Origin of the sequence: Streptomyces purpureus (assembly GCF_014648195.1) — a bacterium.
In the GTDB taxonomy this organism is placed as follows: domain Bacteria; phylum Actinomycetota; class Actinomycetes; order Streptomycetales; family Streptomycetaceae; genus Streptomyces; species Streptomyces purpureus.
Genome location: NZ_BMQQ01000039.1, coordinates 12,626 through 25,744, shown reverse-complemented (window position 1 = coordinate 25,744; position 13,119 = coordinate 12,626). Strand labels below are relative to the sequence as shown.

Genomic DNA, 13,119 nt, shown 5'->3' with positions numbered 1-13,119 from the left:
CGCCACGGCGAGCTGGGCGAAGGTCTCGGCGTTGGACAGCAGCGTCGGCGCGCCTCCCACGCCGGAGTCCGAGGCGCGCTCGCGCCGGCCCGCCGGCAGGGCGGGACCGCCGCCCGCCGCCCGGATCACGGACGAGGCCTCCCCGGAGACCATGCGCTCGGGCGTACGGATCACGCGCGCGCGGAGCTGCTGTCCGCGCCGGTCGCTCAGACCGCGCTCGGCGAGCGCCGCCCGGATCGAGATCTCCGTGGAGTTGCGGGTCACCGCCACGATCAGCGTGCGCGCGCCCAGGGCCTCGGCGGCCAGCAGGGCGCCGTCCAGGATGAGGTGCGGGGCGCGGGCGAGCAGCACGGTGTCCTTGCGGCAGGCGGGCTCGCCCTCGCTGCCGTTGATCACCACCACCGGCCGTATCCCGCGGCGGATCGCGGCCTGCGCGACCGCCCGGAGCTTGCGGCCGAACGGGAAGCCGGCGCCGCCGCGGCCCCGCAGGGATATGTCGTCGGCGAGCTGGGCGAGCTGCTCGCCGCCCACCGGCTCCAGCGGGCCGTGCACCTTGAGGTGCATGGCGAGATCCAGCCGCTCGACCAGGTCGAAGCCCTGGGTGAGCTGGGGGAGGCCGACGACGCGGACTTCGGGGACATCGGGGAGCGGGGCGTTCAAGAGCGGTCTCCTGCGGGTGCGGACCATGGTTCTCCGGCCGGGGGACTGCCGAGCAGGCCGGGAGCGGGATCGGTGGGGGGCCCGGCAGGGGCCGGGTCGTACGGGTACGGGGAGGACGCCGTCTCGTACCCGGGGGAGGGGGCGTACGACGGTGAGGGGTCGTAGAACGCCGAGGGGCCGCCGTACGACGGCGTGGGCGTCGGCGGGGACGGGGCGGGCCAGGGGCCCGGGCGGGGGCCCGGGTCGGGGATGACGGGCAGCTCCTCGGTCATCGGGACCCGTTCGGCGAGCGGGATCTCGCCGGTCTCGGCGGCCGTGTCCCGGTCGGCCCGGGAGATCCGGATCGTGGGGTTGCCGCCGATGGTGCCCAGCGACGAGACCGTGCGGTATCCGGCCGATATCCCGGCGCTCGGCGCCTCGTACAGCTGCTGGGACGGCGGGGTGAGCGGCCGGGGTTCGGCGCGGGGGCGCTCCAGGGGCTCGGCCGGTGCGGACGACCGGGAGGACGGCTCGTACCGGGGGCGCGGCGGGATGCCGGCTCCGGGCAGGGGCGTCGTCGACGCGTCGCGCCGGTCCGGGTCGGCGCCGGCGGGACGGGGGGCCGCGCCGGGGCCGATCAGGAGCAGCAGCCGGGCGGCGAGCCGGTTCCGTACGGGCCCCGGCAGCACCCTGAGGGAGACCGCGCCGGCGACGCCGATGAGCGCCAGGCTGTACATGACCACGACCCAGGTGGCCGCCGGCCGGCCCGCGTACAGGCCGTGGACGAGCGCCGCGCACCAGGCCGGGTAGGCCAGCATGTGCAGCGTCCGCCAGCGGCCCGCGATGCTGCCGCGGCCGGCGAGGGACGAGCGCAACGCTCCGGTGGAGGCGGCGACCACCATGAGGAGTCCGGCGAGCGATCCGAAGCCGATCAGGCCGGACGTGCCGGTGACGCCGAGCCCGAACGGGATCAGCGCACCCAGCAGCTCCACATGCCCCAGGGAGACCTTCACGGTGCCGTGCAGCAGCAGGAAGCCCAGCGCGGCGACGGCGGTGGCCCGGTGGATGCCCTGCGCGAGCAGCCGGTGGCGGGGAGACAGCAGCAGCCGGTCGGTGGCTATGAGCCCCCAGGCGACCGATGCCGTCAGCGACACCAGCGACAGAACGCCGGTGGTGAAGTCGAGCGCGGCGCGGAAGCTGTCGCTTCCGGCGATGGCGAGCAGCGGAATGAGGATCAGCACTGCCGCGGAAAGTCCGGCCCTGACCGGCTTGCTCAAGCCGGTGTCCAGAGCGGGGGTGGAACGGTTCTTGCGACGAGGGTTCATGGGGGCGACTCCGAATGTGCGGATAAGCGGTCCCGTTGCCGCATGCTAAGTCGCTCCATACCGGCTGGTACGGGGTTTGCTCGTTAAAGGACGTGACGAGAGCCAACTGACTCTGGGGTTGCCCCGGATAGGGTCGGTACGCGGGGTAACCCCGGCCCATCCGGTAGTCACCGGGCGTGTACGGGGGGTCAACGCGCGCGTGCGCCCGCTCTGTGGAAGGTCGATGCGGGCCGTACGGGGCCTGCGGTACCCTGACGCCATGCGTGCCGTACGCCTTCTGCTTAGCGAGCCGCGCTGATCAGTCCCGACGGATGAAAGATCCGGTCGGAATCGGCGCGGCGTCCCCTCCTGTGCGAGGGGATTTTTCATTTCGTGAATCACGTGAATCAGCGGGCCGCTGGGCAGAGACGATCGATGGAGCTTTAAGGATCATGAGCGAGATGAATTCGGCTGCTGAGGCAGCAGCCCCGCATCGTTACACGGCGACCATGGCCGCCGACATCGAGGCACGCTGGCAGGACTTCTGGGACGCCGAGGGCACGTACGAGGCGCCGAACCCGGCCGGCGACCTGGCCGGCGACCCGGCCGTGGTCGCGCGGCCCAAGAAGTTCATCATGGACATGTTCCCGTACCCCTCGGGTGCGGGCCTGCACGTCGGCCACCCGCTGGGCTACATCGCCACCGACGTCTTCGCCCGCCACCAGCGCATGACCGGCCACAACGTCCTGCACACCCTGGGCTTCGACGCCTTCGGCCTGCCGGCCGAGCAGTACGCCGTGCAGACGGGCACGCACCCGCGCGTGTCCACCGAGGCCAACATGGACAACATGAAGGTCCAGCTGCGCCGGCTGGGCCTGGGCCACGACAAGCGCCGGTCGTTCGCCACGATCGACCCGGAGTACTACAAGTGGACCCAGTGGATCTTCCTGCAGATCTTCAACTCCTGGTACGACGACGAGGCCGGCAAGGCCCGCCCGATCGACGAGCTGGTCGCCCAGTTCGAGAGCGGCGCGCGCGAGGTGCCCGGAGGCCGTGACTGGGCCGCGCTGAGCGCGGCCGACCGCGCCGACGTCCTGGGCGAGTACCGCCTGGCCTACGCCTCCGACGCCCCCGTCAACTGGTGCCCCGGCCTGGGCACCGTGCTGGCCAACGAGGAGGTCACCGCCGACGGACGCTCCGAGCGCGGCAACTTCCCCGTCTTCAAGGCGAAGCTGCGCCAGTGGAACATGCGCATCACCGCCTACGCGGACCGCCTGCTGAACGACCTGGACGCGCTGGACTGGCCGGACGCCATCAAGCTGCAGCAGCGCAACTGGATCGGCCGCTCCGAGGGCGCCCGCGTCGACTTCCCGCTGGGCGACGAGGCGATCACCGTCTTCACCACCCGCCAGGACACCCTGTTCGGCGCCACGTACATGGTGCTGGCGCCCGAGCACCCCCTGGTCGAGAAGTTCATCCCGGAGGCCTGGCCCGAGGGCACCCACGACGTGTGGACCGGGGGCTACGCGACCCCGGCCGAGGCCGTCGCCGCCTACCGCAAGCAGGCCGCCTCCAAGTCCGACGTCGAGCGCCAGGCCGAGGCCAAGGACAAGACCGGTGTCTTCACCGGCGAGTACGCCGTCAACCCCGTCAGCGGCGAGAAGGTCCCCGTCTTCATCGCGGACTACGTCCTGATGGGCTACGGCACCGGCGCGATCATGGCCGTCCCGGCGCACGACAGCCGCGACTTCGCCTTCGCGCGCGCCTTCGAGCTGCCGATGCGCTGTGTCGTCGAGCCCTCGGACGGCCGCGGCACCGACCCCGCCACCTGGGACGACGCCTTCGCCTCGTACGACGCCAAGCTGGTCAACTCCGCGAGCGAGGAGATCTCGCTGGACGGCCTGGGCGTCGCCGACGCCAAGGCGAAGATCACCGAGTGGCTGGCGGCCCGCGGCATCGGCGAGGGCACGGTCAACTTCCGGCTGCGGGACTGGCTGTTCAGCCGCCAGCGGTACTGGGGCGAGCCCTTCCCGATCGTCTACGACGAGGACGGCATCGCGCACCCGCTGCCCGAGTCGATGCTGCCCCTGGAGCTGCCGGAGGTCGAGGACTACGCGCCGCGCACCTTCGACGCGGACGACGCCGACACCCAGCCCGAGACGCCGCTGTCCCGGAACGAGGAGTGGGTCAACGTCACCCTGGACCTGGGAGACGGCCCCAAGCGGTACCGGCGCGAGACCAACACCATGCCCAACTGGGCCGGTTCCTGCTGGTACGAGCTGCGCTACCTGGACCCGCGCAACTCCCAGCAGCTGGTCGACCCCGCCATCGAGCAGTACTGGATGGGCCCGCGCGAGGGGCAGCCGCACGGCGGCGTCGACCTGTACGTGGGCGGCGCCGAGCACGCCGTACTGCACCTGCTGTACGCGCGCTTCTGGTCGAAGGTGCTGTTCGACCTGGGCCACGTCTCCTCGGCCGAGCCGTTCCACAAGCTGTTCAACCAGGGCATGATCCAGGCCTACGTCTACCGGGACGCGCGCGGTATCGCCGTGCCGGCCGCCGAGGTCGAGGAGCGGGACGGCGCCTTCTACTACCAGGATGAGAAGGTCAGCCGCGTCCTGGGCAAGATGGGCAAGTCCCTGAAGAACGCCGTGACTCCGGACGAGATCTGCGCCGAGTACGGCGCCGACACCCTGCGCCTGTACGAGATGGCGATGGGCCCGCTGGACGTCTCGCGGCCCTGGGACACGCGCGCGGTGGTCGGGCAGTACCGCCTGCTGCAGCGTCTGTGGCGCAACATCGTCGACGAGTCGACCGGCGAGGTCACCGTCACCGACGCCGAGCCGGACGAGGACACCCTGCGTGCCCTGCACAAGGCCGTCGACGGGGTCTCCCAGGACATGGCGGCGATGCGTTTCAACACCGCCATCGCCAAGATCACCGAGCTGAACAACCACCTGACCAAGACGGGCGGCCCGGTCTCCCGGTCCGTCGCCGAGCGTCTGGTGCTGCTGGTCGCGCCGCTGGCCCCGCACATCGCCGAGGAGCTGTGGCGCAGGCTGGGCCACACCGACTCGGTCGTCCACCAGGACTTCCCGGTCGCCGACCCGGCGTACGTCGTCGACGAGACCGTGACCTGCGTCGTGCAGATCAAGGGCAAGGTCAAGGCCCGCCTGGAGGTCTCCCCGTCGATCACCGACGCGGAGCTGGAGGCGCTGGCCCTGGCCGACGCCGGCGTCGTGGCCGCGCTGGGCGGAGCACCGATCCGCAAGGTGATCGTCCGCGCACCGAAGCTGGTCAACATCGTCGCCGGCTGACGGTCCCACGGCTCACCAGGGGTTTTCCCCTACGGGCAGGTTGGGGGTTCCGATGGAACCCACGGCCTGCCCGTTCCGTTTACGGTGGAGGAACACACACCACGCTGGAGGGCGTACATGACAGCCGCGATCACGATCATGGCGTTGCTCTTCGTCGCCTTGGTGGCGCTGGGGGTGTACGCGACGGTCAAGGCCGTCCAGGCCACCAAGCGTGGCGTCGACCGGACGATCACCCAGGCCCGCCGCACGGTCGAGGACACCACCCTGCGGGCGAAGAGCTTCGGCCAGACCGGTGTCGCGGGCGAGCTGGCGCAGTTGAGGCTCTCGCTGCGTACGTCGATGCGGGCGACCCAGGACGCGCTGAACGCCGGCGCGGCGGAGGACGTCTCGCTGAAGGAGACCCTCGGACTCTTCCAGAGGCTGAGCGCGCACGGTCTCGAACTGGACGAGGAGCTCAAGCGCCTGGAGCGGGAGCCGGACCGGTCGAGGGTGGCCGCCCAACTGCCCGACCTGCGCGAGCGCACGGAGCGGATCACGCACTCGGCCGACTCGCTGCGCTGGGCCGCCCGGGACCGGGCGCGGAAGTTCGCCGAGGACGATCTCGCCTCCCTGAGCGCGCAGATCGACCTGGAGGCGGGCGCGCTGCGCCACTGGGACGGCGACGGGCGCGAGGAGCCGGCGACCGCGAGCCCGTCGTGGCCGCAGGCCGGTGGCGCGCCGGGCGCCGACCAGGGGCAGGTGTGGCCCGAGGAGCCGGAGCGCACGCAGGGCGCGGGAACGCAGACCGGCGAGGCCCAGCCCCAGGCGATCACCGCCCGCGACCCCCGGCAGCAGACGGCCTATCCCTGGCAGAAGTCGGCCCGGCCCGAGACGACGAACTGACGCGGGCGTCTGTGGGTGGGGCGGGCGCGTGTGCGCTGGCGCGCGGGCCCGGAACCGACCTGGCGGGTTGGGCGGGACTGACCGGCGGGCAGGCCTGGCGGGTGGGCCGAAACCGAGTCGGGGCGGGCGCTCCGATGGGGCGCGAACTGACCTGCGGGTGGGCTCGTGGCGGAGCCGGGCTGCCGTAGCGCCGTCATGACGGGTACCCTCCCGATCATGTCCCGCCATGTCGCGATCGTCACCGATTCCACGGCCTACCTGCCGCCGCAGACGATGGCAAGGCACGGCATCACCGCGGTGCCGCTGACCGTCGTCATCGGCGACCAGGCGCTGGAGGAAGGCACCGAGATCTCGGCCCGCTCACTGGCGCAGGCGCTGCAGAAGCGCCGGTCGGTGACCACCTCACGGCCGGGCCCCGAGGTCTTCGCCGAGACCTACCGGGCGGCGGCCGAGGCCGGAGCCGCCGGGATCATCTCCCTCCACCTCTCCGCCGAATTCTCCGGGACCTACGACGCGGCGGTGCTCGCGGCGAAGGACGCCCCCGTGCCCGTACGGGTCGTGGACACCGGCATGGTCGCGATGGCGCTCGGCTTCTGCGCGCTCGCGGCGGCCGAGACCGTCGACGCCGGCGGCACCCTCGACGAGGCGGTCGCGGCCGCCGAGAAAAAGGCCGCGGGGACCTCCGCGTACTTCTACGTCGACACCCTCGACTACCTCCGCCGGGGCGGACGCATCGGCGCCGCGCAGGCGCTGCTCGGGTCCGCGCTCGCCGTGAAGCCGCTGCTTGAACTCGACGGCGGCCGGATCGAGTTGCGCGAGAAGGTGCGCACGGCGTCGAAGGCGATCGCCCGCCTGGAGGAGCTCGCGGCCGAGTGCGCGGGCGCGAGCCGTGTCGACATCGCCGTGCACCATCTCGCCGCGCCGGAGAAGGCCGCCGCGCTGGCCGAGCGGCTGCGCGCGCAGGTGCCGGGGATCGAGGAACTGCACGTCAGCGAGGTGGGCGCGGTGATCGGCGCGCACACCGGACCGGGTCTGCTGGCCGTCGTCGTCTCACCGCGCTAGCGGCTCGCGCCGCCCGGTCACTCACTCGTACGGGTGGTGGAGTTATCCACAACCGGTCGGTTATCCACGGAAATTGAGGCTGCTCGGCGGGTTCGGGCGGATGTGCCTACCGTGCTGAGGCATGGCTCTTCGCACACCTTCCGCAACCAGTGGCCCCGGTCGCGCACCGGGCTCCGACACCCGTAGGCGCACCGGCGCGCACGGCCCGGGCAGAGGTCCCGGACCCGGCCGGGGTGCGGCGCGCGACCGTGGGCGCGGTCCCGCCCGTGGCATCGGCCGTGGGTCCCGTCGCGTCCCCGGGCGCCGGGCCGGGGTCGCTGCCGAGGTGTCGCGCAGGCGGGCGGAGGCGTTGTTCGCGAGCCAGGTCCGTACGCCTGCCGCGGCCGGCACACCGACGGTCACCACTGCTCCGGTCGTCCCCCGCGGGCCCGAAGTTCCGGTCGGCGCGCCAGGCGGGCAGGCAGGAGCACGCGTCGGGGAGCGGGAGCGCGCAGGGCGCCAGGAGCGGGTACGGCTGGCGCTGCGGGAGCGGCTGCCGCTCTGGGTCAGGCTCAGATGCGGGCTCGAACCGAAGTCGCTGGCCGCGCTGGCGGTCGTCCTCGTGGTCGCCGCCGGGCTGGCAGCCCGCCACTTCTGGACCGGCCGCCCCGAATCCGTCAGCGCGCCCGCCGTGGTCCGGGTCGAGCCACCGCCCGACGGGCCGACCCCGTCGAAGGGACCGGACCACGCGGCCGGTCCGTCGCCCTCGCCTCTCGTGATCGATGTGAGCGGAAAGGTCCGGCGGCCGGGCGTGCTCACGCTGCCGGCGGGTTCCCGGGTCGCCGACGCCCTGCGCGCCGCGGGCGGTGTGCGGCCGGGGACGGATCTCACCGGCCTCAACCGGGCCCGGGTGCTCATGGACGGCGAGCAGGTGGCGGTGGGAGTACCGGCGGCCGCGGGCGGGCCGGGGTTACCCCTGACCACCGGGCCGGGCCCTTCGGCCGGGCCGGTGAGCCTCAACACGGCGACGGTGGAGCAGCTGGACACCCTGCCCGGCGTCGGGCCCGTTCTCGCGCAGCACATCGTGGATTTCAGGACCGAGCGCGGAGGCTTCCAGTCCGTGGACCAGCTCCGTGAGGTCACGGGCATCGGCGACCGGCGCTTCGCCGACCTCAAGCCGCTGGTGCGGCCATGACGACCCGGGCAGAGGCGCCCTCCTCCCGGGGCGGCGTGGGGCGCGCGGGCCTGCCGCGCGAGGGTCCGACGGATCTACGCCTGGTGCCCCCTGCCCTGGCGGCCTGGGGCGCGGGAGCCCTCGCGCTGGGCGCCTCCGGCTGGGCGACGCTGACAGCCGTCCTGGTCTGTGCGGTTGCCGGGCTGGCGCTGCTCGCTCCGACGGTGGCCAGGGCCGCTCGGTCCCGATCCGTACGGGCGGCCGGCGCGGCATGGGCGCCATGGGCAGGCCGGCCCCCGCCCTCGCCGTCGCCCGTCGGGCAGGCGCGTGGGCCCGGTCGGCGCCCGGGGCGAGGGCTTCGGGTGGGTGCCTGCGCGGCCGTGCTGTTGTGCACGGCGGCCGGGGCGGCTGCGGCCGGTCTGCACGCGGCCGACCTGCGGCGAGGGCCGCTGCCCGGACTCGCCCGGGAGTACGCGCACGTCACCGCCGAGGTGACCGTCACCTCCGACCCGCGCCGCACCCGGCCCCCCGTCCACGGGGTCCGTACGACGGCGGGCTCGGTCGTCCTGGACGCGGAGGCGACCCAGGTCACGGCGCCCGGCGGGGCCGTCACCCGGACCCGTACGCCGGTCCTCGTGTTCGCACCGCCCGGAGCCGGGCAGGAGTGGCTGACGCTGCTGCCCTCGACGCGGCTGCGGCTCGCCGCCCGCCTGGCACCCCCGCACCGTGAGGGCGATCCATATGCGGCGGTGCTGCGGGTCCGCGGCGCCGGGGAGCCGGCGGTCGTCAGAGGGCCGAGCCTCCTGCAGCGTACGGCCGGAGAACTCCGCGCCGGACTGCACCGCGCCACCGACGGGCTCCCGCCGGACGCCCGCGCACTGCTGCCCGGGCTGGTCGTCGGGGACACCTCTCGTATCCCGCCCGACCTGCGAGACGCCTTCGAGGCGACCGACCTCTCCCACCTGCTCGCCGTGTCGGGAAGCAACCTCACCATCGTCCTCCTCCTGCTGATCGGTCCCGTGGGCACGGCCCAGCGCGCCGAACGCGGCGGCCTCGCGCCCCTGCTCGGTATCTCGCTGCGCACGACCGCCCTCCTCGGCGGCGGCCTCACCCTCGCCTTCGTGATCGTCTGCCGTCCGGACCCCAGCGTGCTGCGGGCGGCGGCCTGCGGACTGATCACGCTGCTCGCCATCGGCACCGGCCGGCGCCGATCGCTGATCCCGGCCCTGGCCGCCGCCGTCCTGCTGCTCGTCCTCGTCGACCCCTGGCTGACCCGGAGCTACGGCTTCCTGCTCTCCGTCCTGGCCACGGGCGCCCTGCTCACGATCGCGCCCCCGTGGAGCGCCGCGCTTCAGCGCCGACGCGTCCCACCGCGTATCGCCGAGGCGCTGGCGGCGTCCGCCGCCGCGCAGGCCGTCTGCGCGCCCGTGGTGGTGATGTTCGCCGCCCGGGTCAGCCTCGTCGCGGTCCCCTGCAACCTCCTCGCCGAACTGGCCGTGGCCCCGGCCACCGTGCTCGGCTTCGCGGCCCTGGCCGCGGCTCCGGTGGCCCTACCGGTGGCCGAACTGCTCGCCACGCTCGCCGGATGGCCCGCCGGATGGATCGCGGCGGTGGCCCGGGCCGGGGCCGCCCTGCCCGGGGCGAAGGCGGACTGGCCGGGCGGCTGGAGAGGCGGGCTGCTGCTGGCCGCCGCCACGGCGCTGGTGCTCCTCGCGGCCCGCAGAGTTCCCCACCGCCCCTGGGTAGCGGCCGGCTGCGCCGTGGCCCTGCTGCTGGCGATCGCCCGGCCGGCGCCCCTCACCCGGATCGTCACCGGCTGGCCGCCGCCCGGCTGGGTGCTGGCGATGTGCGAGGTCGGCCAGGGCGACGCGACCGTCCTCGCGGCAGGCGGCGACACCGCCGTCGTGGTCGATGCCGGACCCGATCCCGGTCTCGTCGACGACTGCCTGCGCGATCTGGGCGTCCGCCGCGTCGCCCTGCTCCTCCTCACCCATTTCCACGCGGACCATGTCGCCGGTCTGCCGGGTGTGCTGCGCGGCCGGAGCGTGGGGGCGGTCCAGACGACGGGCCTCCAGGAGCCGCCGGAGCAGGCGGCGTTCGTCCACCGCACCGCTGCCGAGGCGGGGGTGCCGGTCGTCCGGGCGAGAGCGGGGGAGCGGCGGCGTATCGGGCCGCTGAACTGGCAGGTGCTGTGGCCGCCCGCGCCGACGGAACGGGCACCGCCGGCCGAGGCCGCGGGCGGAGCCAACGACGCCAGCGTCACCCTCCTCGTCCGCACCGCCGGAGGCCTTGTCCTGCTGCTCCTCGGGGATCTCGAACCGCCGGCCCAGCAGGGGCTGCTGCGGGCGCATCCGTGGCTCCCCGAGGTGGACGTCCTCAAGGTCGCCCATCACGGCTCGGCCCACCAGGACCCGGAGCTGCTGCGCCGGGCCGGACCACGGCTCGCGCTGGTGTCGGCGGGCCCCGACAACCCGTACGGGCACCCCTCACCCCGGACGCTCGCCGCGCTACGGGACCGGGGAGCGGTGGTCCTCCGTACGGACCGGGACGGCGCGGTGGCGGTGGCCGGCCCCGGGCCGCGGCTCAGGGCGGTACCGGCCGGGGTGTCCCTGAAGGCGCCGCCCTAGTGGCGACGGCGGGCTCAGCGCTCCGGCCGGGAGACCGGCAGCCACCGGCCGTCGCGCATCAGCAGCCGGCCGGCCAGCTCATTCACCTCGCGCCAGGCCCGTACCGTGCGCGGGGTGGCCCGGATGTACACCCAGGCCTCCCGGTCACGCGGGTCCCAGTCGAACTTCGCGGCGAACGCGTCGGCCGAGGCGGGTGCCAGCTCGGTGCCTCCCTCCAGGCGGGCCGTCGCCTCGATGAGGACGACGTCCCGGGTGTGGCCGAGGCTGAGCCGGATCTCGCCCGAGGCGGCGATGTTCTGGACGGTGGCGTTCACGCGCTTGGTGGCCATGAGCAGACTGTCCTGGTCCCAGACGAACGACAGCGGCGTCAGATACGGCTCGCCGCCCGCCGAGGCGGTGGCGACCCACACGTCCTTGTCCTTCTCCAGCCGGGCCAGTACGTCCTGAATGCGCTGTTCCCGGCTGCGTGCGGGTGCGTACGTCGTCATGCGCGGCACGCTAGCCGGGCGCACCGTCGGTGTCGTCGGGCGGCGGACCTAGGACCGAGGACGGGGAGGGGCCAGGACCGGCGGCCCCGGGAACGGCCCGCGGCACTCAAATCAGGGGGCCTCCAGCCAGCCCTCGTACTCCGCGGCGAAGGCGTCCAGCGCCGCCGGGTCCAGCCGGGCCTCCGGGTCCTCCACGACCACGAGCCACTGGGCGTCCTCGGCGTCGTCCTCGCCGGCCAGGGCGTCCCGTACGAGCTGGGGCGTCTCGCCGGTCCCGAACCGCTCGCCGAGCTCTTCGGCCACCTCCTCGGCGGAGTCGCGGTCGGGCAGTACCAGTACGTGTCGTTCGCTCACCCGTTCATTGTCCGGCACGCGTTTTCCGGCACGCGCGGGAGTGTCAGTGGCCCGTGGGATGCTGGAGCGCGATGGCCACCAGAAAGAATTCGACCGACGACCTTCTCGCCCCCGTCACGCTCGCGGTGGGCCAGGAGGACCTGCTCCTCGACCGTGCCGTCCAGCAGGTGGTGGCGGCCGCCCGGGCCGCCGACGCCGACACGGACGTCCGCGACCTCAGCTCCGAGCAGCTCCAGCCCGGGACCCTCGCGGAGCTGACCAGCCCCTCGCTCTTCGCCGAGCGGAAGGTGCTGGTCGTGCGGAACGCGCAGGACCTCTCCGCCGACACGATCAAGGACGTCAAGGCGTACGTCGACGCACCGGTCGAGGACATCTCGCTCGTCCTGCTGCACGCGGGCGGCGCGAAGGGCAAGGGGCTCCTCGACGCGGCCCGCAAGGCGGGAGCGCGGGAGGTCGCCTGCCCGAAGACGACGAAGCCGGCGGAGCGGCTGACGTTCGTCCGGGGTGAGTTCCGCGCCCTGGGCAGGTCGGCGACGCCCGAGGCGTGCCAGGCGCTCGTCGACGCGATCGGCAGCGACCTCCGGGAGCTGGCGAGCGCGGTGTCCCAGCTGGTCGCGGACGTCGAGGGCACGATCGACGAGGCCGTCGTCGGCCGGTACTACACAGGCCGGGCGGAGGCATCCAGCTTCAACGTCGCCGACCGCGCTGTTGAAGGCCGGGCGGCGGAGGCCCTGGAGGCCCTGCGCTGGTCCCTCTCCACGGGCGTCGCGCCCGTCCTGATCACCAGCGCCCTGGCCCAGGGCGTCCGAGCGATCGGCAAGCTGTCCTCCGCGCGCGGCGGCCGCCCGGCCGATCTCGCCCGCGAGCTGGGTATGCCGCCCTGGAAGATCGACCGCGTACGGCAGCAGATGCGGGGCTGGACCCCGGACGGGGTGGCCATGGCGCTCCGCGCCATCGCGGAGGCGGACGCGGGGGTGAAGGGCGGCGGCGACGACCCCGAGTACGCCCTGGAGCGCGCGGTCGTGACGGTCGCCCGCGCGGCGCGCCTGCGCCGCTGAGGCCCGCCTTCCCGTGCGGTTACGGCGGACCCGCGCGGCGCGCCTGCGCCGCTGAGGCCGGCCTTCCCGTGCGGTTACGGCGGTCCCAGCGCGGCGCGCCTGCGCTGCTGAGGCCCGCCCTCCCGTACGGGTACGGCGAAGCCCCGGTTACCCCGTACCCCGTACCCGCACCCACTCCCATTGCGTACGCGGCACGCGAAAGCCCCGGCCCTCGTCCTGGGGAAGGACGGGGAGC

9 protein-coding genes and 1 pseudogene are annotated in these 13,119 nt (G+C 73.9%); 6 read left to right on the top strand and 4 right to left on the bottom strand.

Annotated features, from left to right (window positions below; genetic code table 11):
- Positions 1-660 (bottom strand): annotated as a pseudogene (locus tag IEZ01_RS31355) (oxidoreductase); the annotation flags it as partial.
- Positions 657-1,964, bottom strand: a complete 1,308-nt coding sequence (locus IEZ01_RS31350; RefSeq protein ID WP_229833306.1) for a ferric reductase-like transmembrane domain-containing protein — start codon at positions 1,962-1,964, stop codon at positions 657-659. The gene IEZ01_RS31350 and the pseudogene IEZ01_RS31355, both read right to left, overlap by 4 nt.
- A gap of 431 nt (positions 1,965-2,395) precedes the next feature.
- Here IEZ01_RS31350 and leuS point away from each other — a divergent pair, with 431 nt between their 5' ends.
- From leuS to IEZ01_RS31325, 5 genes are all read left to right on the top strand, one after another.
- A complete protein-coding gene (leuS, locus tag IEZ01_RS31345) occupies positions 2,396-5,260 on the top strand; it encodes a leucine--tRNA ligase (RefSeq protein ID WP_189205099.1) in 2,865 nt (954 codons plus the stop codon).
- A 117-nt stretch (positions 5,261-5,377) separates the two neighbouring features.
- Positions 5,378-6,142, top strand: a complete 765-nt coding sequence (locus IEZ01_RS31340) for a hypothetical protein (protein ID WP_189205098.1) — start codon at positions 5,378-5,380, stop codon at positions 6,140-6,142.
- A 216-nt stretch (positions 6,143-6,358) separates the two neighbouring features.
- On the top strand, positions 6,359-7,204 hold the full coding sequence (locus IEZ01_RS31335; RefSeq protein WP_189205096.1) for a DegV family protein: 846 nt from the start codon (positions 6,359-6,361) through the stop codon (positions 7,202-7,204).
- A gap of 325 nt (positions 7,205-7,529) precedes the next feature.
- Positions 7,530-8,378 (top strand): ComEA family DNA-binding protein, encoded by an 849-nt coding sequence (locus tag IEZ01_RS31330; protein WP_373287693.1) that lies wholly within the window; start codon positions 7,530-7,532, stop codon positions 8,376-8,378.
- Positions 8,375-10,984 (top strand): ComEC/Rec2 family competence protein, encoded by a 2,610-nt coding sequence (locus IEZ01_RS31325; protein ID WP_189205092.1) that lies wholly within the window; start codon positions 8,375-8,377, stop codon positions 10,982-10,984. Before IEZ01_RS31330 ends, IEZ01_RS31325 begins: the two co-directional genes overlap by 4 nt.
- 14 nt (positions 10,985-10,998) lie before the next feature.
- Here the strand turns inward: IEZ01_RS31325 and IEZ01_RS31320 are convergent, their stop codons facing one another.
- On the bottom strand, positions 10,999-11,472 hold the full coding sequence (locus tag IEZ01_RS31320; RefSeq protein WP_019886205.1) for a pyridoxamine 5'-phosphate oxidase family protein: 474 nt from the start codon (positions 11,470-11,472) through the stop codon (positions 10,999-11,001).
- Positions 11,473-11,583: 111 nt separating this feature from the next.
- Entirely contained in the window at positions 11,584-11,826 is a 243-nt protein-coding gene (locus IEZ01_RS31315) for a hypothetical protein (RefSeq protein ID WP_019886204.1), read from the bottom strand.
- Positions 11,827-11,897: 71 nt separating this feature from the next.
- On the opposite strand from IEZ01_RS31315, the gene holA reads away from it, so the two are divergent.
- Positions 11,898-12,884 carry a DNA polymerase III subunit delta gene (gene holA / locus IEZ01_RS31310; protein ID WP_019886203.1) on the top strand — a complete coding sequence of 329 codons (987 nt, stop codon included), beginning with the start codon at positions 11,898-11,900 and terminating at the stop codon, positions 12,882-12,884.
- Positions 12,885-13,119 lie beyond the last annotated feature (235 nt).